Origin of the sequence: Chitinophaga sp. Hz27, from assembly GCF_042263525.1 — a bacterium.
In the GTDB taxonomy this organism is placed as follows: Bacteria; Bacteroidota; Bacteroidia; order Chitinophagales; family Chitinophagaceae; genus Chitinophaga.
In genome coordinates, this window is sequence record NZ_JBHKFJ010000003.1 from 281,598 (window position 1) to 308,176 (window position 26,579).

Annotated in this window: 24 protein-coding genes; 2 read left to right on the top strand and 22 right to left on the bottom strand. The window is 43.6% G+C overall.

What is annotated here, in order from left to right; all coding sequences use genetic code 11:
- Positions 1 to 17 precede the first annotated feature (17 nt).
- The 21 genes from ACE38W_RS07985 to ACE38W_RS08085 all read right to left on the bottom strand — a co-directional run bounded on the left by ACE38W_RS07985 (position 18) and on the right by ACE38W_RS08085 (position 22,072).
- Positions 18 to 1,223, bottom strand: a complete 1,206-nt coding sequence (locus tag ACE38W_RS07985) for a DUF2252 domain-containing protein (RefSeq protein WP_375829915.1) — start codon at positions 1,221 to 1,223, stop codon at positions 18 to 20.
- A 60-nt stretch (positions 1,224 to 1,283) separates the two neighbouring features.
- A complete protein-coding gene (locus tag ACE38W_RS07990; RefSeq protein ID WP_375829917.1) occupies positions 1,284 to 2,387 on the bottom strand; it encodes a D-TA family PLP-dependent enzyme in 1,104 nt (367 codons plus the stop codon).
- Positions 2,388 to 2,418: 31 nt separating this feature from the next.
- Positions 2,419 to 3,732 (bottom strand): gluconate:H+ symporter, encoded by a 1,314-nt coding sequence (locus tag ACE38W_RS07995; RefSeq protein ID WP_375829918.1) that lies wholly within the window; start codon positions 3,730 to 3,732, stop codon positions 2,419 to 2,421.
- Positions 3,733 to 3,790: 58 nt separating this feature from the next.
- Positions 3,791 to 5,068 carry an ABC transporter permease gene (locus tag ACE38W_RS08000; RefSeq protein ID WP_375829919.1) on the bottom strand — a complete coding sequence of 426 codons (1,278 nt, stop codon included), beginning with the start codon at positions 5,066 to 5,068 and terminating at the stop codon, positions 3,791 to 3,793.
- Positions 5,069 to 5,200: 132 nt separating this feature from the next.
- On the bottom strand, positions 5,201 to 6,577 hold the full coding sequence (locus ACE38W_RS08005) for an NADH-quinone oxidoreductase subunit N (protein WP_375829920.1): 1,377 nt from the start codon (positions 6,575 to 6,577) through the stop codon (positions 5,201 to 5,203).
- A gap of 23 nt (positions 6,578 to 6,600) precedes the next feature.
- Positions 6,601 to 8,034 carry a NuoM family protein gene (locus ACE38W_RS08010; RefSeq protein WP_375829922.1) on the bottom strand — a complete coding sequence of 478 codons (1,434 nt, stop codon included), beginning with the start codon at positions 8,032 to 8,034 and terminating at the stop codon, positions 6,601 to 6,603.
- Positions 8,035 to 8,067: 33 nt separating this feature from the next.
- Complete coding sequence (gene nuoL, locus ACE38W_RS08015) at positions 8,068 to 9,966, bottom strand: NADH-quinone oxidoreductase subunit L (protein WP_375829923.1); 1,899 nt, start codon at positions 9,964 to 9,966, stop codon at positions 8,068 to 8,070.
- Positions 9,967 to 10,022: 56 nt separating this feature from the next.
- Positions 10,023 to 10,340, bottom strand: a complete 318-nt coding sequence (gene nuoK / locus ACE38W_RS08020) for an NADH-quinone oxidoreductase subunit NuoK (RefSeq protein ID WP_167015542.1) — start codon at positions 10,338 to 10,340, stop codon at positions 10,023 to 10,025.
- Between the two features lie 43 nt (positions 10,341 to 10,383).
- Entirely contained in the window at positions 10,384 to 10,878 is a 495-nt protein-coding gene (locus ACE38W_RS08025) for an NADH-quinone oxidoreductase subunit J (RefSeq protein ID WP_375829925.1), read from the bottom strand.
- A gap of 60 nt (positions 10,879 to 10,938) precedes the next feature.
- Positions 10,939 to 11,388 (bottom strand): NADH-quinone oxidoreductase subunit NuoI, encoded by a 450-nt coding sequence (gene nuoI / locus ACE38W_RS08030; protein ID WP_375829926.1) that lies wholly within the window; start codon positions 11,386 to 11,388, stop codon positions 10,939 to 10,941.
- 107 nt (positions 11,389 to 11,495) lie between these two features.
- The gene (gene nuoH / locus ACE38W_RS08035) at positions 11,496 to 12,539 is read right to left on the bottom strand and encodes an NADH-quinone oxidoreductase subunit NuoH (protein WP_375829928.1); all 1,044 of its coding nucleotides are present in this window, start codon (positions 12,537 to 12,539) and stop codon (positions 11,496 to 11,498) included.
- Between the two features lie 39 nt (positions 12,540 to 12,578).
- On the bottom strand, positions 12,579 to 13,670 hold the full coding sequence (locus ACE38W_RS08040; protein ID WP_375829929.1) for a 2Fe-2S iron-sulfur cluster-binding protein: 1,092 nt from the start codon (positions 13,668 to 13,670) through the stop codon (positions 12,579 to 12,581).
- Positions 13,671 to 13,785: 115 nt separating this feature from the next.
- Entirely contained in the window at positions 13,786 to 14,163 is a 378-nt protein-coding gene (locus ACE38W_RS08045; protein WP_375829931.1) for a GxxExxY protein, read from the bottom strand.
- Between the two features lie 96 nt (positions 14,164 to 14,259).
- Positions 14,260 to 15,618, bottom strand: a complete 1,359-nt coding sequence (gene nuoF, locus ACE38W_RS08050) for an NADH-quinone oxidoreductase subunit NuoF (RefSeq protein ID WP_375829933.1) — start codon at positions 15,616 to 15,618, stop codon at positions 14,260 to 14,262.
- Positions 15,619 to 15,902: 284 nt separating this feature from the next.
- Complete coding sequence (nuoE, locus tag ACE38W_RS08055; RefSeq protein WP_375829934.1) at positions 15,903 to 16,400, bottom strand: NADH-quinone oxidoreductase subunit NuoE; 498 nt, start codon at positions 16,398 to 16,400, stop codon at positions 15,903 to 15,905.
- A 29-nt stretch (positions 16,401 to 16,429) separates the two neighbouring features.
- On the bottom strand, positions 16,430 to 17,650 hold the full coding sequence (locus ACE38W_RS08060) for an NADH-quinone oxidoreductase subunit D (RefSeq protein ID WP_375829936.1): 1,221 nt from the start codon (positions 17,648 to 17,650) through the stop codon (positions 16,430 to 16,432).
- Between the two features lie 12 nt (positions 17,651 to 17,662).
- Positions 17,663 to 18,178 carry an NADH-quinone oxidoreductase subunit C gene (locus ACE38W_RS08065; protein ID WP_375829937.1) on the bottom strand — a complete coding sequence of 172 codons (516 nt, stop codon included), beginning with the start codon at positions 18,176 to 18,178 and terminating at the stop codon, positions 17,663 to 17,665.
- Positions 18,179 to 18,221: 43 nt separating this feature from the next.
- Positions 18,222 to 18,785 carry an NADH-quinone oxidoreductase subunit B gene (locus ACE38W_RS08070; RefSeq protein WP_375829938.1) on the bottom strand — a complete coding sequence of 188 codons (564 nt, stop codon included), beginning with the start codon at positions 18,783 to 18,785 and terminating at the stop codon, positions 18,222 to 18,224.
- A 24-nt stretch (positions 18,786 to 18,809) separates the two neighbouring features.
- Entirely contained in the window at positions 18,810 to 19,202 is a 393-nt protein-coding gene (locus ACE38W_RS08075; RefSeq protein WP_375829939.1) for an NADH-quinone oxidoreductase subunit A, read from the bottom strand.
- A gap of 159 nt (positions 19,203 to 19,361) precedes the next feature.
- A complete protein-coding gene (locus ACE38W_RS08080; protein ID WP_375829941.1) occupies positions 19,362 to 21,119 on the bottom strand; it encodes a hypothetical protein in 1,758 nt (585 codons plus the stop codon).
- A gap of 38 nt (positions 21,120 to 21,157) precedes the next feature.
- The gene (locus ACE38W_RS08085; RefSeq protein ID WP_375829943.1) at positions 21,158 to 22,072 is read right to left on the bottom strand and encodes a substrate-binding domain-containing protein; all 915 of its coding nucleotides are present in this window, start codon (positions 22,070 to 22,072) and stop codon (positions 21,158 to 21,160) included.
- 600 nt (positions 22,073 to 22,672) lie between these two features.
- On the opposite strand from ACE38W_RS08085, the gene ACE38W_RS08090 reads away from it, so the two are divergent.
- Together ACE38W_RS08090 and hisS are read left to right on the top strand one after the other, a co-directional pair.
- Entirely contained in the window at positions 22,673 to 23,110 is a 438-nt protein-coding gene (locus ACE38W_RS08090) for a low molecular weight protein-tyrosine-phosphatase (RefSeq protein ID WP_375829944.1), read from the top strand.
- A gap of 21 nt (positions 23,111 to 23,131) precedes the next feature.
- A complete protein-coding gene (gene hisS, locus ACE38W_RS08095) occupies positions 23,132 to 24,484 on the top strand; it encodes a histidine--tRNA ligase (RefSeq protein WP_375829946.1) in 1,353 nt (450 codons plus the stop codon).
- 69 nt (positions 24,485 to 24,553) lie between these two features.
- On the opposite strand, the gene ACE38W_RS08100 is transcribed toward hisS, so the two are convergent.
- Positions 24,554 to 26,563, bottom strand: a complete 2,010-nt coding sequence (locus tag ACE38W_RS08100) for a protein-disulfide reductase DsbD family protein (RefSeq protein WP_375829948.1) — start codon at positions 26,561 to 26,563, stop codon at positions 24,554 to 24,556.
- Between the last annotated feature and the right edge of the window lie 16 nt (positions 26,564 to 26,579).

The following is a 26,579-nucleotide window of genomic DNA, read 5'->3' on the forward strand; positions in this document are numbered from 1 at the left end:
TGCTGTCATCCTGAATTTCAGGATGGCAGCTTTTTCTTATCATAGGCAGCAGCGAATACTTTGTAATCCTTGTTAACTTGTGCTGCATAAGATTTCACATAATCAAACAATAGTGGTTTCCACGTTTTAGCCGTTTTTGCAAATGCAATCAGATCATCCGCAATTGCTGATCCCTGGCGGCCTCCCGACCTCAAACAATCCCAGGCACATATCTGACCCATGGTCGATAATATTTCTTCCAACGCAGGTATCTTCCCGCTGAATAACTGAAAATTTAATTTATCTGCCGAAGGCTGTAATGATTTTAAAATAAAATGTTTTTCCAGGATATCTACATTACGCAACAATGCCGGAGATGCAGCCTGTATACGTTTCTGCACTTCTGTCACTCTGTTTGCTTCATCTTTCCAATTGGGCTGTTTGAACTTGTGAAACTGTAAGATACAGGATGGTAGTGCCTCTTTTAAGTCCAGTAGGTAGTATTGCCCTGGTATATTTTTATACGTCACCAATAGTATATACCGATAACCGCCCAAACTACCGGTACCGGCTATACGATAAGCAACATCCATTATCGTTATTTTCTTCAACTTGGGTGTGGCGTCCATATACTGTTGCAGTGCGACTTTCACAGCGCGTTTCTCTTCTCCAGGCACCTTAACGGTTTTGACGCCATCTATTGTAATTTTCGGCTTCTTATCTTTGAAGTACATACGCTTGCTCATAAAAGCTTCATGACTTCTGTTCTTAACCGTATCAAGAAATTGCTTGATAATACCTGTAGCAGCCTGCTTTTCTAAAGATCTTATATAACCAGCTTCTAAGGTATCCGTATAAGCATCCATAAAGATGTTATACAATTCTTTAGCACCGACAGCATTAATTCCCAATACATCTGAAGCTACCAGCACACTGCATAGCAGGCGTGCCGGATCTACCAGGCATGGCGCCAGAATAGATTCATCAAAATCATTGATATCAAAATATGGGATGTGATTATCAGCTTTGTAGCTTCCGAAGTTCTCCAGGTGAAGGTCGCCACAAATCCATGCCATGGGGGATTTTAACAAAACGCTATCGGCGGGAATATCTTCATAAAAAAGATGGCAGGAGCCTCTGAAAAAACGAAAAGGATTTTCTCTCATTGCCGCATACTTCAACTGTAACATTTCTGGCAAACGTCCTTTGTTGAAAGCAATTATGCGGGATACAACATTATCCATAAGATGGTAAATTTATATAGCCCTTAAACGCTATATAAATTTACCAAATATTCAGATATATCAGATGATGATTTGTCTGTCGCGGGCAATTACCTTCCAGGTAGCCACTACATCCTGCTCTTCCGCTACATAGGCTTTTTCGTATAGGGCCACCGTAGGACAAACATGCAAAGGCACACCATAACATACAGTGCCCACTGGAAACTTGCTGCTATCCTTCACTTTCAGCACCAGATGCTCCTCGCTTTGAGAAACGATCGTTGCATCAGGAATATTCAGGTAATCCACCCGTGGCTGCGGATTTTCGGCAGCAACAGATTTATGACCCAGGTCAAGGCATATAAGCTGTTCATCAATTACAGAGACAACCCTGCTAAGTACAAGGGCTGCATATTTAAAAGGTTGTTCAGGTAGATTTCTGGCATAGCCAAAATCCCAGAAAACAAAGGTGCCTGGGCTACATTCAATATTTTTGCGCTGCGCATGAATCGGGAAGGTCGGCGAGCCGCCAGCAACAATAATCGGGGCTGGCAATCCGCTAATAACCGCATCTACTACCAATTGGTGCACCGGCTCATAGGCCTCGTTGCAGCGTTGGGTGCGTGTAGCCATGTCCGTATCATGGATATGACCATCGTAGGCATGAAATCCGATAGCGTTGATACCCGGCAGCTGTTGTAACTGCTGATATAATGCCAACGCATGCCTGCCAGGTTTGATACCCGTGCGGTTCATACCGACGTTTAGATCTACATATACTTTTACTTTTCTGCCAATAGCTGCAAACTGATCGCTGATACTTTTTGCTGCATCCATGTTATCTACCAGGCAGCTGAACATAGTGTCAGGATATTTCTGCACTAATTCTACCAGTCTTATTACTTTGGGCCCGACAGGCTGATAGGCCAGCAGAACGTCCGGGGCTTTTGCCAGGGCGCACATCTCAGCTTCCGCGATGGTGGCGCATTTGAACTTCTCTATGCCAGCTGCTATCATCAGGGAAACTACTTCTGTAATTTTATTTGTTTTGACGTGTGGGCGTAACCGTTTCACATCGTCAATCATTGTTTTCAACAGATTTATATTCTCTGTAATTCTTTCCTTATAGATGATTAATGCAGGAGAATCTACCTGCTCTACATTCTTTAATTCAAACCATTCCATGTAACAAATATTTAAATAGGAATCCTTACAATTAAACAAACAAGCTTAAGAGCAATGCGCCTAACAGTCCGGTTACTGAAACGATCGTTTCCATCACGGACCATGTCTTGATCGTATCTTTCACTGTCAAGTTAAAGTATTCTTTAAACATCCAGAAACCGGCATCGTTCACATGTGAAAACATGAGGCTTCCTGCGCCGGTTGCCAGCACCATCAAATTGGGATTTACCCCTGCGGTACTTACTACGGGCGCAACGATGGCAGCAGTTGTCAAACCAGCTACAGTAGCAGATCCTATACATACCCGGATAATTGCTGCGATACCCCAGGCAAGCACCAACGGATGAAGATGTTGCGCCATGATGGTAGCCGTAATATAATCACTGACCTTGCTATCATTTAACAATTGCGTAAGCGCACCTGAGCCACCGATGATAAGAATGATGACAGCCACATCTTTCACGGCGTCGTCCATAATGCCCATGACTTTTTTCATTGGCATTTTCCTGCGGAGTCCTAGCAGGAAGATGCCATTTAAAACGGCCAGCAACATTACGATCAATGGATCGCCAAGCCATATAGCTATTTCATAACCTGTTGAATGTTCGTGCAGCCATAGCTTTGCCAATGCAGTAAATGCCAGCAGCAATACCGGTAACATGGCAGCAAACAAGCTGGGTATCATACCTGGAATTTCATTTTCAGGCAGTTCCTTTGCCGCAAAGAGTTGGGAAGGAACATTCTTATATCCTTTCAGAAAACGGCTAAAAACCGGACCTGCAAGCACTATTGCAGGAATGGCCAGCATCATGCCATAGAGTAGTGTCATGCCCATGCTTGCATGGAAATAAGTTACCAATGCAGTGGGAGAAGGATGTGGGGGAAGATATCCATGTGTTACCGACAGCGAAGCCAACATAGGAATACCAAGATATACCGCAGGCAAGCCTGTACGTGAGGCCACCGTAAAGATCAGCGGCACCATCAACACAAATCCAATATTGTAAAACAGCGGAATACCAACAATAAAGCCGGTAATCATCAACGACCATTGTACATATTTTGGGCCGAGTAATTGCATCAGTCCACCCGCAATCCTTTGCGCCGCGCCGCTTTCCGCAACCAGCTTCCCTAACATTGCACCAAATACAATTACGACAATCAGTGATCCCAGTGTTTTACCTATACCTGTTTGTATAGATTGGGTAATAGCAGAAATGTTCATATGCAGTGCCAGTCCCATGAGGATAGACACGATCAGGAAAGAAAGGAATGTATTCAGTTTACACCAGGTAACCAGAACTACTAACAGTAAAATGGCCGCGATTACAATGAGGAGTGGCATATCTGCTCGTTTTAGGTAACGAACAAGATATAAAAAAGAAATCCGAAAAAGTAATCTGCTATTCGTAGCGCAGTGCGATGATAGGATCCAGTTTAGATGCCTTAATAGCTGGATAAATACCGGATATCAGTCCTACCAACGCGCAGATGCTAACGCCGATCAGGATCCAGAGCCAAGGAATGATAAAGGAAGATTTAAAAATGATAGATACAATGTTGCCCAGCAGCATACCAGCAATAACGCCGATGACGCCCCCCATCAGACTGATGATAATAGCTTCATAGAGGAATTGCTTACGTACTACTTTACTGGTGGCTCCTAAGGCTTTGGTAACACCGATTTCGCGGGTTCGTTCTGCCACAGATACCAACATGATATTCATCAAACCAATAGCAGAGCCGAAGAGGGTAATAAATGCGATAGCTATGGCGAAGAGGTTTACTTTACTTAAACTGGAGAAGAGCATTTCTGCGATACTATCGCTTTTGCTGATAACGAAGTTATCTTCTTCGTTCAGCGACAGGCCACGGACCACACGGAATATGCCGATTGCTTCGCCCTGTGCAGGCTCCATCTGTGTAATATTTCTTACTGCAATACCAATCTGATAAGAGGCTGAAGGTCGATTAAATATTCTTCGTGTATTGTTGACCGTAGTAATAACGACATTATCAGCACTCATCAGGTTACTGCTACCTTTGGAGGCCAGCACACCAATTACACGGTATCGCACATCTCCCACCCTGATGGTATTGTTGACGATGTTCTTCATTTTTTTGCCGAAGAGTTTTTCGGCGACATCCTTCCCAAGAATAGCCACATTTCGGCCAGAGGCAACGTCCAGGTTATTAAAATTGCGACCTTGTGCTACTTCATAGTTAGAAATGGCCAGGTAGTTTTCATCTCCTCCGATAACCGTCACATTGGGATTAGTTTTCTTATCATCTTTATACACAGTGGCTATACCAGTAGCGCGGAAGTTGATAGAAACATCTGCCGGGAAATGATATCTTTCCTTGAAAGCGACAGCATCCTGGTAGGAGATAACTTTATTGCTGTTTGATTTTTTAACCTTTTTCTGGTTTTTGTTGCCTTTTGAGGCACTTTCATTGTCATTTCCCATCCTCACCTGCACGTCCCTGTTCCTGATAGAAAAGCTATTGGCTCCCATCATGGCAAAGCTGCTGTAAATACTGCTCTTCATACTGTCGATAGCAGTAAGGATACCAACAAGTACCATGATACCCAGCGCGATGATTGCTACGGTTAAACCGGTTCGGAGTTTATTTCCGCTTACAGAACGATATGCCAGTTGAAAGATATCTCGGGATTGCATAATTACGGGTTAATAGTAAAGTTAATATAATAATGCATTCTACCTAATCTTATTTGGGATGAATGGTTGGTCGGAAAATGAGAACGGCCTCTACTGAGTAGAGGCCGTTCTTAATTATATTTCACTTTGTGATTAAAGGCAACCTATCAAGAGGCTTGGGCAGATACCCAGTGCCAACACAAGGATAATTGTCAGGATCAGGGCAGCTTTGAAACCACCGGAAACTGGTTCTACTTCAGGTTCGCCTTGTTTGAAGTACATAGCGATGATTACGCGGAAGTAGTAGTACACGCTGATAGCGGCACACAATACAGCGAGGATAACCAACCAAAGTAAGTGCCCTTGCTGAATAGCAGCTGCTAATACAAAGTATTTAGCGAAGAACCCTGCAGTTCCAGGGATACCTGCCAGTGAAAGCAGACAAACAGTTACTGCGAAGGCCATCAGTGGCTCTTTACGTGCCAGTCCATTGAATCCATCGAAAGTATAATCTTTTTTCATGCGCATCAGCACAGCAAATACGCCGATAGTAGCGATGCTGTAAGCTGCTGCATAAAGGATGATACCTGAAGCTGCCATCTGGTTGTTAGCAATTACTGCGAACAGCATGAATCCGGCCTGCGCGATACTGGAGTAGGCCAGCATACGCTTCACGCTCTGTTGGAATACAGCGGTAAAGTTACCGATGATCAGTGTCAGTGCAGTGATGATAGACAGGATCAGCATCCAGTGCTGGCTGATAGCGCCGCCGCTGAAAGCTGTATGGAACAGGCGAACAAAGGCTACAAAACCTCCTGCTTTCACCACCGTAGCCATGAAAGATGTAAATACGGTTGGTGAACCATCGTATACATCTGGCGTCCAGAAGTGGAAAGGAGCTGCAGATACTTTGAAAGACAAGGAGAAAGCTACCAGGATGATACCACATAAGGACAGCGGATGGATTTCATCTGCGCCAAGGCCTAAAGCAGTGATATCAAAGGTTCCGGCAGCACCATAGATCAGCGCAATACCCATCAGCAATACACCAGTAGTGAAAGAACCTGTCAGCAGGTATTTCAGCGAAGCCTCATTACCTTTCAGACTTTTCTTGTCAGCACCAGCCAGGATATACTGTGGAATTGACAATATCTCAATGGCCAGGAACAACATCAGCAGGTTGCTGAAGCTGGATGCCAGCATAATACCAGAGAGTATAAAGAATATCAGTGCGAAGTAATCAGCCACATGTTCTCCTACTTTCTCAAACTCGCTGCCAGACAACAGGAAGTATAACAAGGTGGCACCTAAAGCTACAGCGTTGAAGATGACACTGAACCTGGATACTTCTATCATACCATACATGATGTAACCTCCCAGCTGCACTGTAGGTAACAGTGCCAGATCGGCAATAAGACATATGATAACGGCCGCGATGGCAAAAAATTTAATATGCTGCTTGTTGCGTACAAATAAACCGACAAACATCAGAACAACGCCCGATAAAGCAGTAGAAATTAGTGCGTTCATATTTTTGCGTTACAAAACCCCGATTAAAATTTAAGAACTAACTCTGTTGTGCTGCTCACCAGATCCAGGATTGGTTTTGGATAAACACCCAGGACCAGGATGATGGCAACAACCAGGCTTAAGGCCAGTGTTTCACCAGGCTGTAAGTCGGTAGTCGTTTCCGTTAATGCATTTCCATTACCGAATATTACCTTCTGGATCATATTCAGTGTATATACTGCGGCCAGGATGATACCCAGACCAGCAACTGCCATAAACCAGTGGTTATATTGGAAAAGGCCGCTGAACATCAGGAACTCACCTACGAAACCGTTGGTCAGTGGTAAACCGATGTTAGCAAGACTTATAATTACCAGGAATGTAGCCATACGAGGCGCTTTCTGTGCGATACCACCCAGTTCGTCCAGGTTTTTCACTTTCAGTCGGTTCTGGATAATTTCAACGATTATCCACATGCCGATGATGTTGATACCATGGTTGAACATCTGTAATAGTACGCCTTGCATACCTTGTTCCGTTCTGGAGAAGATAGCAGCGCACATCAAACCGATGTGGGCGATGGAAGAGTAAGCGATCAGGCGTTTGAAGTCGCTCTGTACCATCGCAATGCAAGAAGCATATACGATACCGATGATAGAGAGAACGATGGCAACATCTGACCACATTTTTGCACCTTCAGGCAATACAGGTACCAACCAGCGGATGATACCGAACAAACCCATTTTCACCATGATACCAGAAAGGATCATTGTTACCGGAGTAGGAGACTGTTCGTAAGTATCCGGCTGCCAGGTATGGAAAGGAAAAATCGGCATTTTAATGGCAAAAGCCACAAAAAACAACCAAAAGAGCCAGTTTTGCTGATCAGCGCTCAGATGTAAAGCAGTGAATGATTCCCAGCTGAAGCTATGATCAGGGCTTTGTGAATACAGGTAGATGATACCTACCAACATTAACAGGGAGCCTAGGAAAGTGTAAACAAAAAACTTAAAGGTAACGGCTATACGCTTTTCACCACCCCACATAGAGCAGAGGAAGTAAACAGGGATTAATGCCAGTTCCCAGAATATGTAAAACAACAGGGCATCATAAGCGGTGAATACACCTGTTAATCCGGCCTGTGATAATAACATTAAACCATAAAAGCTGCTGGACCTTTCGGTGTCGCGGTTAAAGATGGTAATGTAAACAAGCAGAAAGGCAATCGCTGTAAGTAAACAGAGCATCATGCCCATTCCATCTAACCCTACTTTGAATTGACTTCCTAGCTGGGGAATCCAGTTAGCAACAAAGCTCAAACTTTGAGGTGCTGTACGGAAACTGCACCATGCACCAACTGCTGTAGCCAGTGTTGCCAGAGATGCTACCATCGCCAGCATTTTCGGCCCGGATCCCTTCAGGCCAAATGCGATAAGGCCCGCTATGAAAGGAATCAATATTAATAAAACTGTCAACATAATTTATCTGCGCTTGTAACTTCTGCTATTGGTTTATAATAAGAATCCGATCACAAATAATACGATCATACCGATGACCATGGCAAAGATGTAGAAACCAACATTACCGGTCTGGATAAGACGGATTTGCTGACTTCCCCATTTAACACCGCGCCCTACACCATTTACCAGTCTGTCTATTCCGGACTTTTCGATTGTATCACGGAAGAAACGAGACAGTTCGTATAATGGACGTACGATAACGGCATCATATATTTCATCAACATACCATTTGTTCTCCAATACTTTTGCAAAACCAGTGTTTTCAGCACCTGTATCCTGGTAGTTGTTGAATTTCTGACGGGCAAACAGTATCATGGCAATAACCAGAACACTGCTCAGTACCATCAAAATCAACTCAGTACTGTGTTCCAGGTGATGAGCCACTGCAAATGGAGCAGAAGGCGCAAAAATTGGTTCCAGGTATTCTGCCAGTAAATTCTTGGTACCAAAAACTTCAGGCATTCCTACATAACCACCAACGATAGAGAGGATTCCCAGGATAACCAATGGAATGGTCATCGCAGCAGGGCTCTCATGCAGGTGATGTTCTTGTTCGTGTGTACCACGGAACTGACCAGCAAAAGTGATATAATAAAGGCGGAACATATAGAACGCTGTCATCAGCGCACCAAGCAGGCCTAATACATAATAAGAGATATTCACACCAAACGCACTGGCGAGGATCTCATCTTTCGAGAAGAAGCCCGAAAATCCAGGGATACCGGCGATTGCCAGGCAGCCAACAAGGAATGTCCAGTGAGTAGTAGGCATATACTTTTTCAGTCCTCCCATTTTACGGATATCCTGTTCGCCACCCATTGCATGGATAACAGAACCAGAACCGAGGAACAACAACGCCTTAAAGAATGCGTGTGTCATTACGTGGAAAACTGCAGCACCATAAGCGCCAACGCCCAGTGCCAGGAACATATAACCCAGCTGGCTTACTGTGGAGTAGGCCAGTACTTTCTTGATATCGTTTTGTTTGAGTGCAATAGTAGCTGCAAACAAAGCAGTAGCCAAACCAATGATGGCAACAACTGATTGAATGCAAGGAGCAAGTGTATATATGATATTGCTACGAGCGATCATATAGATACCTGCAGTAACCATGGTAGCAGCGTGGATCAGGGCCGATACAGGCGTAGGACCCGCCATCGCATCAGGTAACCAGGTATACAGCGGAATTTGAGCCGATTTACCGGTAGCGCCGATGAAGAGGAATGCTGCAATCGCGATCAGCACTGGAGAATTCATGCCTAGTGGCGCTGCTTTCGCAAAAACTTCAGGGAAAGAAACAGTGCCAAATTGTGTAATGATGAAGAAGATACCCAGCAGGAATCCAAGGTCACCAATACGGTTCATTATAAATGCTTTCTTAGCAGCATTGTTATAGCTGGTGTTTTTAAACCAGAAACCGATGAGGAGATATGAGCAAAGACCAACACCTTCCCATCCGATAAACATCATCACATAGTTAGCGCCAAGTACAAGTATCAGCATAGAAAATACGAAGAGGTTGAGATACGCAAAGTATCTGGCAAAGCCTTCATTACTTTCATCATGCATGTAAGAAGTAGAGTAAATATGAATCAGGGTACCTACTCCAGTAATAATCAGGAGGAATAAAGCGCTCAGCTGATCTACCTGGAAGGCAAATGGGATATGAAGAGATCCAACAGAAATGAAATCAAACAGGGAAACTGTCTGAGGAGTGAATCCCGGCGCTTTTACCTGGAAAAATATCAATAAGCTCACCACAAAGGCAGCCAACACCGTACTGCTTCCAACAAACCCTACGAGGGACTTGGATAAAAATCTGCGTCCCAATCCATTCACCAGGAAACCTAATAATGGTAAAAATGGTACCAGCCAAACTAGATTAATCATTTATCAATTCTATTTACGACGTCGAAATAATTAATAATTATGAAGGATGAGAATTATTAATTTTTCAGCCTGTTAAGAATGTTAATATCTACCGAGTGTGTATTTCTGTAGACCATGGTGATGACAGCCAGACCTACGGCTACTTCCGCAGCAGCTACCACCATAATAAAGAATACGAACAACTGTGCTGATCCAGCATCTACCCTTCCGGCATCTGCCCACATTTTAGAAAATGCTACCAGCAGCAGATTTACCGCGTTTAACATCAGCTCTATGCACATAAAGATGATGATGGCATTTCTGCGCATCAGTACTCCCATCACACCAATGCAAAACAGGGCGATACTCAGGAATATGTAATATTGAACAGGCATAAAAATGAATTACGAGTTACGAATTATGCTGACCTGTAAAGGATCAGTCTTTTTTACCAATTACGACAGCACCTACCATTGCACTCAGAAACAGGATGCTACTTACTTCAAATGGAACCACGTACTGGGTAAATAACAATTTACCGAGGTTATGGATCAATCCTACTTCTGCAGCATTGTCGCTTAACGCAGGCATGCTGGCATCACGTAATGCAGCTACCAGAACTACCAGTAATGCACCGCCACTGATAGCGCCCGCATATTTCAACCAGTTCCGTTTCTGTGGTTCTACTTCCGCGTTCAGGTTCATCAGCATCATTACATAAAGGAACAATACCATGATGGCTCCCGCATAAACGATGATATGCACTACTGCCAGAAACTGAGCATTGAGCAGAATATAATGACCCGCGATTGCGAAGAACGTAATGATCAGACACAATACACTGGATACCGGATTTTTACTCAATACCACGCCCAGAGCTGATACCAGCGCTACGAACGACAGCACCATGAAAATTATTTGTTGGATACTCATTCCCATCTCTGCTATGTTTGACTATTGTATTTTTAGCTTGAATGCCTCTTGTTATTAAAATTATTTACCCGTCTTTGGATTAGGAATCAGCAGATCCTCTTTTCCATAGATAAATGTTTTACGCTGGTAAGCGGTAGGAGGAAATGTTTCTGACATATACACAGCATCTTTCGGACAAGCCTCTTCACAGAATCCACAGAAAATGCAACGCAGCATGTTAATTTCATAACGTGCAGCATATTTCTCTTCACGATACAGATGCTCTTCTCCCGGTTTTCTTTCTGCTGCTTCCATGGTAATGGCTTCAGCAGGACAGGCAACCGCGCAAAGTCCGCAGGCAGTACATCTTTCACGTCCTTCCTCATCTCTGTTTAATACGTGTAATCCACGGAAAACAGGACTGAACTCACGTTTTCTATCAGGGAAAGGGATGGTAGCTTTACGCTTGAAAAGGTGCTTCATGGTAATACCCATACCCTTTGCTATCGCAGGGAGGTAGAGCTTTTCCATAAAAGACATCGGCCTACGATCAACCGGTTTTGCCCTATTAGTTAAAGTTTGCATAATCAATGCTTATTTTGGTCCTGCCACTGTTACATGGCAGGAATAATTCTCAATTAACGATGTAAGTATAAAACTGCCGCTCCTGTAGCCAGCATATTAAACAATGCCAGCGGAATCAGTACTCTCCAACCCAGGCGCATCAGCTGATCATATCTGAAACGTGGTAACGTCCAACGTACCCACATAAAGAAGAAGATAAAGATCAGGATCTTAATAAACAGCGCCAGGAATCCGAGGATGGTCAGCAGGTTAGGTGAAACACCCAGGCTATCCATTCCAGGGAATGCATAACCACCAAAGTACATGGTAGCCATTAACGCAGAGCTGATGAACATATTGATATACTCCGCAAACAGGAAGAAACCAAGCTTCATAGAAGAATACTCCAGGTGATAACCACCATTGAGCTCATTCTCCGCTTCTGGAAGGTCAAAAGGAGCACGGTTACATTCTGCAAATGCACAAATCAGGAAGAGCAGGAAGCCCAGTGGCTGATAAACCACGTTCCATAATCCATGACGTTGCTGTTCAACGATATCTTTCAGGCTCAATGTACCTGTCCACATCAACAATGCGATCAATGCCAGTCCCATAGGCAACTCATAAGAGATGATCTGGGAAGCAGCACGAACGGATGCCAGCAGGGAATATTTATTGTTGGAAGCCCAACCACCGATCATAATACCATAAACACCCATCCCAACCACCGCAAAGATGAAGAGGATACCGATGTTTACATCCGCCACCTGTAAGGATACTTCGCGACCTGCAATGGTCAGGGTATCACCCCAGGGAATAACAGCGCTGGTCATACAAGCTACCACCATCGCGATGGATGGCCCAAGTATGAAGAGGAATTTGTTGGAGTTGGTAGGAATAATTTCTTCTTTAAAGAAGAGTTTACCACCATCTGCCAACGGCTGGAGTAATCCCATGAAACCTGCACGGTTAGGACCAAAACGGTCCTGGATCCAGGCAGCAACCTTTCTTTCACCCCAGGTAGAGTACATGGCTACTACCAGTGAGAGTACCAATACTGCTGAAATCAGCACTATTTTCTCCAGAATAAAAAACCAGTCTATGTTTAATAACGTCATTACCAAATACTATTACGAATTACGAATTGCGAGTTACGATTATTTCTTATCAAAATCGTCCGAATGAGCAGGTCCGTCGATCTTAGACAGATCGATCTGTGGCCTGTTTACCTGACTGGTGGTATGGATATCGAACACCAGTTTTGGCTGACGGCCGTCCAGTACTTCTACCAGTGGATCTTTCGGTTTTACAGTATTTACATAATGGCCCTGGGAAATAATGCTATGACGATCGATTTTACGAGCACCTTCAATAGTCCAGTCTTTCACATCTTTTTTGTCGAATCGGCAGGTATCACAGATCCACTCTTCTACTTCTCCGTATTGATCTTTACGGGCAGTTACGCGGAAGATTTCATCACCACGCATCCAGAGAACGGTTTTGCCACAGCATTTTGGATCTTCACAATGGCGGTGTGCATTCACTGGTTTCAGGAACCATACACGGTTTTTGAAACGCGCAGTTTTATCTGTGAGGGCGCCTACCGGACAAACATCAATAACGTTACCGATAAAGTTATTGTCCAGGTTTTGTTGAATATAAGTACTGATCTGTGAATGGTCGCCTCTGTCGAGTATACCGTGTTCACGTTTTTCTGTCAGCTGATCAGCTGTGAATACGCAACGGTAACAGAGGATACAACGGGTCATATGCAATTGGATATGCTCACCGAGATCAATTTTTTCAAATGTTCTGCGTTTGAATTCGTAACGGGTAGATTCAGCACCGTGCTCATAGCTCAGGTCCTGAAGGTCGCACTCACCAGCCTGATCACAAACAGGGCAATCCAGCGGGTGATTAATCAGCAGGAATTCCACAATACCTTTACGTGCTTCCAATACTTCAGGGGAAGTGATATTTGCTACTTCCATACCGTCCATAACTGTAGTACGGCAGCTGGCTACCAGCTTAGGCATAGGACGAGGATCAGCTTCAGATCCTTTGGTTACTTTCACCAGGCAGGTACGGCATTTACCGCCACTACCCTCGAGTTTTGAATAATAACACATAGCTGGTGGCACCACATCTCCTCCAATACCACGCGCTGCGTTCAATATGGTTGTACCAGGTTCGACCTCCACGGAGATGTTATCGATCTTAACCTTGAATAATTTTTTTTCCTCCGCCATTGTTTTCAGTTTGTTGCCCGCAAGCGGGCTTTTTATTTTTCTTTCTTTGCTCGCAAAGCAGCATAAGCAGCAGAGCAGCAAAGGATTTTGTTTTGTTTAATAAATGTCGTTCCACCTAAATATTATAAACAACACGATGAATACCATCTTTGATAAGCTTTACATTAAAGTTGATCAAAAGACCAAGTTTCATTTCGGTAAGCTTCAGATAAGTATAAAGCTGCTTATAGTGTACGTCTTCCAATTGTTTTATTGATTTGAGCTCAATAATCACCTTATGATTGATAATTATATCTGCTCTAAAGGCCTTTGGAATAATAATTCCTTCATGTTCAATATCTATTTCAGCTTGCTCCTGCACATGAAAATCTTTTTTACGTAATTCATATGCGAGTAACTGCTGATAGACAGATTCAAACAATCCCGGACCGTACTTTTGGTGCAAATAAAAACAAAGATCTACTACCTCTTTCGAGATTTCATTTTCAGACATGGATAAAATTTATGGTGGGTCAACAAATTCTGAAAATAATCTATTTCGTCAATTCTTTGCTGCTCTGCTGCTTATGCTGCTTTGCGAGCAAAAAAATTACACAGCAGCTGGAACTGGCAGTGGGTCAGCGTAGTGAGCCAAACCGAAGTTGCGGCGTTGTGCTTCTTCCGGATTTTTGATATGCCATTCGAACTCGTCGCGGAAGTGACGGATAGCTGCTGCTACCGGCCATGCTGCGGCGTCGCCGAGTGGGCAGATGGTATTACCTTCGATTTTACGCTGGATATCCCAGAGTAATTCGATGTCACTCATCTTACCTTTACCGTATTCAATATTTTTCAACACTTTCTCCATCCATCCGGTACCTTCACGGCAAGGGCTACACTGTCCGCAGCTTTCGTGGTGGTAGAAACGTGCAAAAGTCAAAGTATTACGTACGATACACTGGTCTTCATCCATTACGATAAAACCTCCAGAACCCAGCATAGAACCAGTTGCAAAACCACCTTCAGCCAAGCCTTCGTAAGTCATCATACGCTTTTCACCTTTTGCTGTATTGAGCAAAAGATTAGCCGGCAATACCGGAACAGATGATCCACCAGGGATACATGCTTTCAGGCGTTTGCCATTCTTAATACCACCGCAGTATTCATCAGAGAAGATGAATTCTTCTACAGAGATATTCATCTCAATTTCATATACCCCTGGTTTGTTAATATTACCACAGGCAGAAATGAGTTTAGTACCGGTAGATTTACCAGTACCCAGTCCAATATATGCGTCAGCGCCGTAGTTGATGATAGGTACTACAGCAGCCAGTGTTTCTACGTTATTAACTACGGTAGGGCACTGCCACAGGCCTTTTACCGCAGGGAATGGAGGTTTGATGCGTGGGTTACCACGTTTACCTTCAAGTGATTCGATCAAGGCTGTTTCCTCACCACAGATATAAGCACCCGCACCGCGTTGTACATATATCTCCAGGTCGAAACCAGTACCTTGAATGTTTTTACCTAACCAACCATTATTTTTTGCTTCAGCAATTGCCTGCTCGAGGATATCTGGAATCCAGGCATATTCGCCACGGATGTAGATATAGCAAGCATTTGCACCTAATGTGAAACTGGAAATGAGTAATCCTTCGATCAGCAGATGAGGTATAAACTCCATGAGGTAGCGGTCTTTGAAAGTACCTGGCTCAGACTCATCGGCATTGCAAACGAGGTAACGGGGAACGCCTTCAGGTTTTGCAATAAAACTCCATTTCATGCCGGTAGGGAAGCCCGCTCCACCACGGCCACGGAGGCCACTCTTCTTCACCTCTTCCAGTACAGCTTCAGGGCCCATTGTTTTAAGCGCCTTTTCAGCTGCCGCATAACCGCCATTTTTCCGGTAGGTGTCGTAATACCGGATACCTTCAATATGTGCGTTTTCTAACAGTAATTTGCGTCCCATTTTCTTCCTTATAGTATGATGACATGATCTTGTTTGAAAGCGTCATCAACAGATTTGTGATGTAAAGTTGTTTGACCTTAAGCCTTGCTAACCCCTTTTTTTGCAATACGATCACCAAGCCGGTAAAACAGGATGCCGGAACATATGCCGCATACGAGTGAAACATACACATCATCGATACGCCACAGCACTGTGATTAAACCCAGTAGCAATATAGCTTCAACAATGCTTTTTCTTTGCTCGTATAACATTCCTGATAACCGCATAAGATTCGTTTTACAGAATTAGTTAGCCTTAGATCTGCATTCAGCAATGATTTCATCAACCTTCGCTGGTGTAAGATGCTCACGGTAATGTTTACCCAGCTGCATCATAGGCGCATAACCACATGCACCCAGACATTCAACTGTTTTCAGTGTAAACATTCCATCAGCGGTAGTTTCACCCACCTCTATACCCAGTTTACTTTTGATGTAATCAATAATATTGTCAGAACCACTAACCATGCAAGGACCTGTCTGACATACTTCAAACAGATATTTCCCTACAGGTTTCAGGTTGAACATGCTGTAGAATGTTGCTACTTCATACACCTCAATTGACTTCAGTTGGAGCAATTCAGCCACATAGTCCATCGTTTCTGCACTCAACCAACCGCCAAATGATTCCTGTGCCAGATGCAGCACCGGGATCAGCGCACTTTTCTGTTTTCCTTCCGGATAACGTGCGATGATTTCTTTTACTTTATTCAGTTTCTCTTCAGAAAATTGAACCACAGCCATTATTTTAATCAGCTTTAATCTTAGAATTATTATGCATCCAGCTCTCCTGCAATCAGGTTCAGAGAACTCATACAGATGATTGCATCACTGAGCATTGCACCCTGTACCAATTCGGCATAGGCCTGATAATAGATGAAGCATGGACGACGGAAATGCAGACGGTAAGGACTACGGCCACCATCACTGATCAGGTAGAAGCCCAGTTCTCCATTTGCACCTTCAACCGCATTGTAAACCTCTCCAGGTTTAATATCTGTTTCACCCATCACAATTTTAAAGTGATAGATGAGCGCTTCCATTTTCGTATACACGTCCTGTTTAGGAGGCAGATAGAAATCCGGAACATCAGCATGGTAAATATCTTCAGGCAAGCCTTTCATTTTCTCAACCGCCTGACGGATGATGCTAAGACTTTCCCACATTTCGGCATTGCGTACCAGGTAACGGTCGTAGCAATCACCAGTAGAACCTACTGGAATGTTGAAATCGAAATCCTGGTAAGAGCTATATGGATTCGCAACACGAACATCGTAATCGATACCAGCAGCGCGGAGGTTAGGGCCAGTAAAGCCATAGCTCATGGCTCTCTGTGCATCTATACCACCAACACCAGAAGTACGGTCGATGAAGATACGGTTACGGGTAAGTAAGGTTTCAAATTCTTTCAGTACCGCAGGGTATTCTTCCAGGAAACGGTCGATTTTAGCCCAGGCAGCAGGTGTGAAGTTTCTTTCGAAGCCACCCACACGGCCAATATTGGTAGTGAGTCGGGAGCCACAGATTTCTTCATAGATTTCGTAGATCAGCTCACGATAAGTCATCAGGTATACGAAGCCGGTGAGGGCACCGGTATCTACCCCGATAACAGAATTACAGATAAGATGATCAGCAATACGCGCCAACTCCATGATGATTACACGCATGTAATCCACCCTTTTAGGGATTTCTATTCCAAGGAGTTTTTCTACGGTCAGATGCCAGCCCATGTTATTGATGGGAGAAGAGCAGTAGTTGAGGCGGTCTGTGAGTGGAGTGATCTGGTAGTAGGGGCGACGTTCAGCGATTTTCTCGAATGCACGGTGGATATAACCAACAGTAGATTCAGCGCTAACGATACGTTCACCGTCTATTTCCAGGATATTTTGAAACACGCCGTGGGTAGCAGGGTGAGTGGGACCCAGGTTCAGTGTTTGTGTTGTTTTTTCTATCGAGCCTTCCGGCAGTTTGATATGTTGTTTCTGGTCTTGCATGTCCTGGTAGTATTAAATGTTACCGCCGCGACCAAACATCTCATCGTCTTTATCGGTACGCATGGAGTCTTCGAGCGGGAATTCCTTACGCATAGGGAAATAAGTCATTTCGTCTACGTTCAGGATACGTTTCAGGTTAGGATGACCTACAAAGTCGATCCCGAAAAAGTCATATGTTTCGCGTTCCATCCAGTTTGCAGAGAGAAACAGTTTGGAAGCGGTGAATACTTTAGGAGCGGAAACCGGTGCATATACCTTCATTCTCAGGCGAATATTATCCTGGAAGTTATGCAGATGGTAAACTACTGCCAGTTCTTCATTTTTCCTTTCGGGATAATGTACAGCAGTGATATCCGTCAAAAACTGAAAACGCAATTCCTCATCTTCAAACAGGAATTGCATTATTTTCAGGTTAAAATCTCTTTGCGCGGTGAAGGTGAGCATGCCATACGGCTCTTCAAAACCGCTGACCACATCCCCAAACTTCTCCGTGAGGCGTTGCTGTATGCGTTCGTTTGTTAAAGACATTAACAATGTTAGATTTACGTTTAACGATTTACCTGTTCTTCAGTTATTTGATACCGTATGATTCCATCAGTTCACGGTATTTGTCGGAATGACGGCGACGCAGACTCTCATTATGAACGAGTTCCTGAATTTTCATGAAACCGTCGATAATACCTTCTGGTCTTGGAGGACAACCCGGTACGTATACATCTACCGGAATAACCTGGTCAATTCCCTGGAGAACGGAGTAAGTATCGAAGATACCACCACTGGAAGCGCAGGCTCCTACAGCCATTACCCAGCGTGGCTCTGCCATTTGCAGGTATACCTGACGTACGATAGGACCCATTTTCTTGGAAATAGTACCCATCACCATCAGCAAGTCGCACTGACGTGGCGTAAATGCCATACGCTCTGCACCAAAACGGGCAAGATCGTAGGTAGCTGCCATGGTAGCCATAAATTCAATTCCACAGCAAGATGTAGCAAAAGGCAGCGGCCAGATAGAGTTCTTACGGGCCAGGCCTATAGCCTTATCAAAACTGGTGGCATAAAATCCTTCACCGGAATATCCCTCAGGGATTTCCACCACCTTCACTTTATTATTATATTGAACCGGACGAGGCATGGTATTAATTTTAAAGATTTAAGATTAGTCTTCCCATTTCAAGGCACCTTTCTTCACGATGTAGATAAATCCACAGAGGAAGAACCCTACAAACATCAAAACAGCCATAAATCCTTCCCATCCCAACTCTTTAAAGTTAACAGCATAGGGATAGAAAAAGATTACTTCCACATCAAAAAGCACGAAGAGAATAGCGGTAAGAAAATACTTGATAGCTACCGGCTGGCGGGCGTTTCCTTTTTGCTCGATACCACTTTCGAAGTTGATAAGCTTGTCTTCAGTTTTGCGTTTTGGACCCAGAAAGTGGGTAGCAACCATCGTAATTCCGACAAAACCTATAGCAGCAAGTAATTGCAATACAATAGGGAAATAGCTGAAGGGTGTCGTTGATGCTGACAAAAGTTCAGTTGTATACATAAGCTTCCCGATAAAAATATTGACCGAATACGCAAAAGTACTGTAACTAAACCAAAAATCAAATCTATAAACAAGTAAAATATTAGATTTTTTCATTAACCAGAAACAAAAAAACCCTCTGAAGTTCAGAGGGTTTTCTTTTCCTATGGAAAACAATTATTATTTGTTGCCTGCAGCGGTTTTAGCGCCATTTCCTGCTGGTTTACCAGCTGGTTTTTCGCGGGCAGACATATTCGCCTTGATTTCTTTAACAGTTACGTTAGTAGGATCCACTGATAACAGTTTGTCCATGTAAGCATTCATGTTTTCTTTATCTTCTTTGTTGTAGTAGTACAGCAGTAGATAAGTATAAGCGTTAGTCAGGTAGTTTTTGTTCTTAGCGGCATCGGCACCTGCTACTTCTACGTATTTCTCGAAGAAAGGTTTAGCGATACCAGACTGACCTTGCTGATCTTTAGCATAGTTAGCCATACCTCTGTAGTAGTAACCTAAAATGAAGTCAGGTTTTACTTCGATCATTTTACCATACAGCTCATCTGCTTTATTCAGTGCTACGGTATCCTGCGGTTTTGCAGTTGCGCCATAGTAGTAGTACATCTGAGCAGGCAGATAGTAATCAATCGCCTGGAGCGTTTCTTTGTTAGCAACGCGCAGATCATTTGCTTTCAGGTACCACTCACCTGCCTTTTCAAATTTCCTGGCAGATTTGTAAGCTTCAGCAACAGCATTGTATGCTTCTGGCTCTTTGGTAGTATCCATGGAAGCAAATTTTTCCAGATACTCAAGACCTTTTTCAGTATAACCAGCCTGAGTTGCTGAATCGGAAGATTTCAGACGCAGGTAGATAGTATTCAACAGTTTGTAATCCTGAACACCTAAGTTGGAACCCGCTTTAGCAACGTATTCGTCCATTACTTTTTTAGCATTCAGCGAATCACCTTTCTGCAGATAAGCATCACCTACCAGGAGGTTCAGTTTATCAGCAGTGGCAGCGTCTGCACCAGGAATAGCAGCCTGACCTTTACTGATTGCTTTGTCGTAGTCTTTTTTGAAGAAGGCTACAGAAGCATCCAGATACTGCAGTTTAGTTTTATCTGCAGGGTCAGCAACTTTCATGTAAGACTCCAGGTAACCAGCAGCTCTATCCCAATCTAACTGATCTTTCTTAGGAGTAGTATAGAAAAGGAACAGTTCATAAAACGCAGGAGCGTAGTTAGGGTCCATGTTGGTAGCTTTGGTCCAGTCAGCAACAGCCTCTGGTCTGAGGTGTGCATTATAGTTAACCAAACCTTGTTTCATCACAGCCTCAGCGTTGTTCTGGTCTACTTCCAGGGCTTTATCATAAGCACCGATAGCTTTACCACCATTTTCACCACCGAGGTAACGATAAGCATCACCCAGTTCGATATAATCGGCTGCAGTTGCAGTGTATACTTCTTTTTTCTTACGACCTTCGTTGTTCAGGAGTTTTTCCATTACAGTCAGTGCGTAAGCACGGTCACCACCTTTGATTTCGGTGCTTGCATCAGCAATAGCGCGAGCTACATCTCCATCACGGCCTTGTGTAGCAGCACTGGCAGCATCGAATTTCTGTTTTGCAGCAGCAGCATCACCTTTGATCAGGTCTAAACGGCCCATACCTACCTGCAATAAAGCAGAGGTTGGAACAGCCTGCAAACCTTTCTGGAAAGTGGCAGCAGCACCAGCCTGATCACCCATGGCCAGTTGCGCTATACCCATGTAATAATAGGCTTTGTCTTCTGTTGGCTTCGCAGCAATTACTTTCTCAAAATTCTGTTTTGCGGACAGATTTTTTCCGTAATACAGGTCTTTCAATCCATCATCTACAGATTGAGCCATTGCACTACCAGAGGCAGCGCACAGCATTGCTACGATTAAACTTTTCCGTCTGTTCATTTGCAATCTGATTTTTTAATTTTTAGTTGTGTTGTTTTCTACTTTAGGTTGGCTTCTCTGAAGACTACGTTCAGACGAGCCGGGAAAAGTCTGAATTGCTTGATAACCAGCTGACCTTCATAACTACCGAGGAAAGTTGCAAACCCCGAGCCAAGTCCACTGTAAGGCTCCTTCAGACAGTAAAAGAAACCACGTTTCAACGGATAACTTCCAATCCCAATAAATGCCTGGTAAGGCCTTACAAACTCCGAATATCCGTCTGCACGCAATTTACATACCGTTACATCATTTCTGAAAGCCAAAGAAAGAGAGTCGTTAGGATCTGAAATCCAGCTAACACCTATTACTCCCATGGCATCCTTGTTTTTTGTAACATAATCTACTACCTCAGGATTGGTTTTGGCGGCCATTACGTTGGCTGGTAATGCCTTGCCCTGATTGATAGAATCTTTGATATAACGCACCGTGCTTGAGTTGGCATTGTCAAACACCAGTTGCCATTTTCTTTCATCGTCCGTACCATCCATGACCTTTCTAACCTGATCCATGGTAAGTATAGAATCGGGATTGCTGTGGTTAACGATCAACGCCAGCGCATCCCAAGCCAGCAGCATACTACGAGGTTTTATTTTAATCTGCTGAAAATAATCCTTCTCCTGCTGGTTGAAATCTCTTGTCACTATTACAAGCCTTGCACTATCACTCAAAAGATCTTTAAAACATTCTGCCTCAGGCTTATATTCCGCAATAATATGTGCTTTAGGATATAAAGACTGAAAAACTTTTATTTCTGCCTCCATTAACGGCTGATACGTCTCGTCCACACTGATCTTTATCGTTCCCTCCGTCGGAGTATCCAGCTTCTTAGCATTTGGATTAGTACATGCCGCAAACATTGTCGCAGCAGCCGCCAGGCATATAGCCATGGTCTTAGTTACATTGAGAAATCTCATAACAAACCTCCTATCGCTTATTTCCTGTTAAAAAATAGTTTCCGCATTCCATTGAAAACTCTAAAGAGGCCGTAGACACATAATGCGATTCCAAATATGGTCAGCCACTTAGGTGACAAAGTAAATTCAAAGCCTAATTTATCAGAAAAAATCGCGAATAGACCAAAGAGTAGAAAGAACAACCCTCTGATTAGCTCGCCTATCGGTCTATACTTATTTTCTATCCGTCTATTTCTTTGTTCGTCCTGCATTATATTGATTGCGATTTACAATTATACAAAAAAATATTTTTTAATCAGGTATATGAAAGTTTAGAAGATTGTTAAAAAAACTTGCTAAACTTAGCCTCAATCGCACAGCCAGCGGCAATTTGAGTCATTTTTTCAACAATTTGTATTTTTTAATGTGAAATTTCTTGCCTATGCTTAATTTTCTGGTTTGCCGGGATTTAATCCCTTAAAACTCATCTTCTTCTATCCGCTGCTACCCCATGGCTCCTTATCACATGTTTCTATGATAACAACTATTAATAAGATGCAAATCAGTGCAGATTTCCATAATATCTTGTAGGTTTGCGGCCAGATTTCAATATATTTTAACATGAAAATTTTAATGGTCTGTTTAGGTAACATCTGTCGTTCTCCCCTTGCGGAAGGCGTCATGCGTCACCTGGCAGCCGAACATCATCTCGACTGGACCATCGACTCCGCAGGAACCGGCAACTGGCACATAGGCGACAAACCCGACCATCGTTCCATCCGTATCGCTAAAAGCCATAATATCGATATATCCAGCCACCGTGGACAACAATTCACCGTTGCAGACTTCGACCAATTCGACCGGATTTATGTCATGGACCGCAGTAACTTTAACAATGTTATCCATCTGGCCCGACATGAAGCTGACCGCCAAAAAGTCCATTTTCTTTTAGAGAATGAAAAAGAAGTGCCAGATCCATGGTATGATGATGCCCTCTTCGCTCCCGTATATAATCTTATATACGAAGCCTGCGAAAAAATTGTAAATAATGAACAGTAACCAAACTTATTAATACAGAAAATGATTAAACCCACTATAGTAAAAGGAACCCGTGACTTTGGACCAGTAGTCGTTAAAAAACGTAACTATATATTCCAAACCATTCGTTCTGTATTTGAACTCTATGGTTTCCAACCACTGGAAACACCTGCCATGGAGAACCTCTCTACCCTCACTGGTAAATACGGTGAAGAAGGAGATCAACTGATGTTCAAAATATTGAATAACGGAGAAATTTTTGACGATGCATCTAAAGCCACCAATTCACGCGAACTAGTGGCAGCTGTAAGTGAAAAAGCACTCCGCTACGACCTTACCATACCTTTCGCACGCTACGTGGTCATGAATCATAATGATCTCGCCCTCCCCTTCAAACGCTATCAGATGCAACCTGTATGGAGAGCAGATAAACCGCAACGTGGCCGCTACCGCGAATTCTACCAATGTGATGCAGATGTTGTAGGCAGCGACTCTCTGCTGAATGAAGTGGAACTCCTGCTGATTTATGACACCGTGTTCACTAAATTCGGCCTCCAAGGTTACGAACTACGTGTAAATAACCGTAAAATCCTCAGCGGCCTCGCTGAAGTTATCGGCAAATCAGAACTCTTAACAGATATTACCATCTCCATAGATAAACTGGATAAAATCGGAATTGATGGTGTGCGCAAAGAATTAACTACCCGCGGCCTGTCCGACAATGATATCGCCATCATTGAAGAATTCCTGGCCATTGATGGTACCGGCGAAGAGAAACTGGATAAGCTCAAAGTATTGCTGAAAGACAGTCCTACCGGACAAAAGGGTATAGAAGAACTTTCTTTCGTACTCAATTCTGGTTATGCGACTTTCAACACCGCACCTATCGTTGACGTAACGTTGGCGCGTGGTCTGAACTATTATACCGGTATGATCGTAGAAGCTAAAGCTCCTGCAGCAGTGAAAATGGGCAGCATTGGTGGCGGCGGACGTTATGATGACCTCACCGGACTGTTTGGCTTAAAAGGCATTTCCGGTGTTGGTGTTTCTTTTGGTGTAGATCGTATCTATGATGTACTGGAAGAATTACAATTATTCCCTGAAACTGCCGGCCAGTCTACAAAAGTACTGTTCCTGAACCTCGGCGAAGAAAATGCACGCGTGGCTTTCAAACATGTACAATCCCTTCGTAATGCCGGTATTGCAGCTGAACTCTATCCTCAGAATGCGAAGATGGACAAGCAGATGAAATATGCAGATAAGAGAGCAATTCCTTATGTTGCCATCATCGGTGAGTCTGAATTGCAGGAAAATATGGTTAGTATTAAAAATCTGCAAACACGTGAGCAGGAGAAGATCGACGCAGATGCAGTGATAAGATTTGAATATAAATAGTTATTAATTCAGTAAATAAAAAGGACGGCCATCTGGCCGTCCTTTTTATTTATCTGCGGATTGTATTCCTTATTTCTTTGTGCGTTTCTCAAATTCCGCTTTCGCATCTTCGAGATATTTCACAAACGCATCAACATCTTCTTTAGGATCATAGCCATATCCTTTGTTTACCAGTTGTTTACCATCCAGGTCTACAGGGATATAGTATGGTTGTGAATTCCTGTTGAAATGAGTTGCTTCCAGGTCCAGGTTGCGCTGACCAACATTAGTCACCTTAGTCCCATCGAACTTAGAAACGAATTTCTCATTATCTGGCAGCGAAGTTTTTTCATCTGTATACAGTGAAGCTACTACGAAATCGTTGCGCAGGATTTTCATCACTTTAGGACTGGAAAGTACTGATTTCTCGAACTTACGGCAGTTTACGCAAGTATGGCCTGTGAAGTCGAGCATCAATGGCTTATTAGCAGCTTTTGCCGCAGCAATAGCTTCATCATAATCGAAGAAAACATTCTCTACACCAGGAATTTCAGAATGGAGAATACCTACCAGTTTCTTAGGTTTTATCGCTGTGGCATCAGATTTAGCACCACCGCCGCCAGCGCCACCTTCCAGTGAAGCCTGGATATCGATCAGAGAACGGTTCAGGTTAAAGTCCTGTGAACCTTCGTGTGGCAGGAATCCGCTGATACCTTTCAATGGAGCGCCCCACATGCCTGGTACCATGTACACTACAAAAGTGAAGGTAACAATAGCAAAGCAAAGACGTGTTACTGTCAAGAAAGGCACATCGCTATCATGGCTAAATTTCAGCTTTCCGATCAGGTACAGGCCTAACAGGGTAAATATCGCAATCCACAGTGCCAGGAAGATTTCTCTGTCCAGCAGGTTCCAATGGTAAGCCATATCTACGTTAGAGAAGAATTTCAGCGCCAGCGCCAGTTCGAGGAAACCTAAGGTCACTTTCACTGCGTTCAGCCAGCCACCGGATTTACCGATTTTATTCAGCAGACTTGGGAATAATGCAAAAAGGGAGAATGGAATCGCCAATGCTAAGGAGAAACCAAACATACCTACCAGCGGACCAGCATTACCACCTTTTGCAGCCAATACCAGGAGGTTACCCAGGATAGGACCGGTGCAGGAGAAGGAAACGATCGCCAGTGTCAGTGCCATGAAGAATATTCCTACAAAGCTTCCCATCCCTGCTTTGGAATCAGAAACGTTTGCCCAGGAGCTAGGCAGCGAAATTTCGAATGCACCCAGGAAAGAGAATGCAAACAAGAGGAAGATGACAAAGAATATCATATTCGCAATACCATTACTAGCCAGACTATTCAGGGCGCTGGCACCAAATATTTTGGTAATCAGGAAGCCCAGGAATGTATAGATGATAATGATAGAGAGTGAATAAACGAATGCATTCTTAATACCAGCCGCTCTGGTGCCACTTCTTTTAGTGAAGAAGCTCACTGTGATCGGAATCATGGAGAACACGCAAGGCGTGATCAGCGCGATGAAACCACCGCCAAAGCTAGCGATGAATATCCACCAGAGGGATTTGTTGGACGCATCATCTTCTGCAACATCACTGGCAGCAGCTTTGTCGCCAGCACCAGCAGCTGGTGTAGCAGCCACTGGAACGCTGAATGATACTTCTTCCGTAGCGAATTCCTCACCCTTCAAAGTGTTGTAGGTTATTTTACCTGCAAGCTTATCAGCAGGAGCAGTCAGTTTCACATGCACCAATAACTCTACTTCATTTTCGAAATATTTCACATCGCTATCCAGCAATGGTTCTTTTTTGGATTCCAGTTTACCAGCTTCAGTAATACCTGTAATAGTGCCTTTTATAGCGCTATCTAATACAACACGGGTATTAACCTGGTCATCTCCCATGGTAGTGGAATAGAGCTGAACACCTTTCTCGATGGTTCCTTTCAGGTGAACATTGTATTCCAGATCATTTACCTTTTCAGCAGTAAATTTCCACTGTACAGGTTTGGTGCTGTCCTGGGCGTTGGCAACCCCAGCAAACAGCATGAAAACGGGTATAAGTAATGAAAGCAGATGCTTCATAAAGTCAATAGGCTTT

Bases quoted from the DNA above. Each gene is read 5' to 3' on its own strand.
- ACE38W_RS07990 (WP_375829917.1), bottom strand. From the start codon at position 2,387: ATGGAATGGTTTGAATTAAAGAATGTAGAGCAGGTAGATTCTCCTGCA.
- ACE38W_RS08010 (WP_375829922.1), bottom strand. From the start codon at position 8,034: ATGTTGACAGTTTTATTAATATTGATTCCTTTCATAGCGGGCCTTATC.
- ACE38W_RS07985 (WP_375829915.1), bottom strand. From the start codon at position 1,223: ATGGATAATGTTGTATCCCGCATAATTGCTTTCAACAAAGGACGTTTG.
- nuoF (WP_375829933.1), bottom strand. From the start codon at position 15,618: ATGGGACGCAAATTACTGTTAGAAAACGCACATATTGAAGGTATCCGG.
- ACE38W_RS08100 (WP_375829948.1), bottom strand. From the start codon at position 26,563: ATGAAGCATCTGCTTTCATTACTTATACCCGTTTTCATGCTGTTTGCT.
- hisS (WP_375829946.1), top strand. From the start codon at position 23,132: ATGATTAAACCCACTATAGTAAAAGGAACCCGTGACTTTGGACCAGTA.
- ACE38W_RS08005 (WP_375829920.1), bottom strand. From the start codon at position 6,577: ATGAACGCACTAATTTCTACTGCTTTATCGGGCGTTGTTCTGATGTTT.
- ACE38W_RS07995 (WP_375829918.1), bottom strand. From the start codon at position 3,732: ATGCCACTCCTCATTGTAATCGCGGCCATTTTACTGTTAGTAGTTCTG.
- ACE38W_RS08085 (WP_375829943.1), bottom strand. From the start codon at position 22,072: ATGAGATTTCTCAATGTAACTAAGACCATGGCTATATGCCTGGCGGCT.
- ACE38W_RS08045 (WP_375829931.1), bottom strand. From the start codon at position 14,163: ATGTCTGAAAATGAAATCTCGAAAGAGGTAGTAGATCTTTGTTTTTAT.
- ACE38W_RS08060 (WP_375829936.1), bottom strand. From the start codon at position 17,650: ATGCAAGACCAGAAACAACATATCAAACTGCCGGAAGGCTCGATAGAA.
- ACE38W_RS08075 (WP_375829939.1), bottom strand. From the start codon at position 19,202: ATGTATACAACTGAACTTTTGTCAGCATCAACGACACCCTTCAGCTAT.
- nuoL (WP_375829923.1), bottom strand. From the start codon at position 9,966: ATGATTAATCTAGTTTGGCTGGTACCATTTTTACCATTATTAGGTTTC.
- nuoE (WP_375829934.1), bottom strand. From the start codon at position 16,400: ATGGCTGTGGTTCAATTTTCTGAAGAGAAACTGAATAAAGTAAAAGAA.
- ACE38W_RS08065 (WP_375829937.1), bottom strand. From the start codon at position 18,178: ATGTCTTTAACAAACGAACGCATACAGCAACGCCTCACGGAGAAGTTT.
- ACE38W_RS08025 (WP_375829925.1), bottom strand. From the start codon at position 10,878: ATGAGTATCCAACAAATAATTTTCATGGTGCTGTCGTTCGTAGCGCTG.
- ACE38W_RS08080 (WP_375829941.1), bottom strand. From the start codon at position 21,119: ATGAACAGACGGAAAAGTTTAATCGTAGCAATGCTGTGCGCTGCCTCT.
- nuoH (WP_375829928.1), bottom strand. From the start codon at position 12,539: ATGACGTTATTAAACATAGACTGGTTTTTTATTCTGGAGAAAATAGTG.
- ACE38W_RS08070 (WP_375829938.1), bottom strand. From the start codon at position 18,785: ATGCCTCGTCCGGTTCAATATAATAATAAAGTGAAGGTGGTGGAAATC.
- nuoI (WP_375829926.1), bottom strand. From the start codon at position 11,388: ATGGAAAAGCTCTACCTCCCTGCGATAGCAAAGGGTATGGGTATTACC.
- nuoK (WP_167015542.1), bottom strand. From the start codon at position 10,340: ATGCCTGTTCAATATTACATATTCCTGAGTATCGCCCTGTTTTGCATT.
- ACE38W_RS08000 (WP_375829919.1), bottom strand. From the start codon at position 5,068: ATGCAATCCCGAGATATCTTTCAACTGGCATATCGTTCTGTAAGCGGA.
- ACE38W_RS08090 (WP_375829944.1), top strand. From the start codon at position 22,673: ATGAAAATTTTAATGGTCTGTTTAGGTAACATCTGTCGTTCTCCCCTT.
- ACE38W_RS08040 (WP_375829929.1), bottom strand. From the start codon at position 13,670: ATGGCGGAGGAAAAAAAATTATTCAAGGTTAAGATCGATAACATCTCC.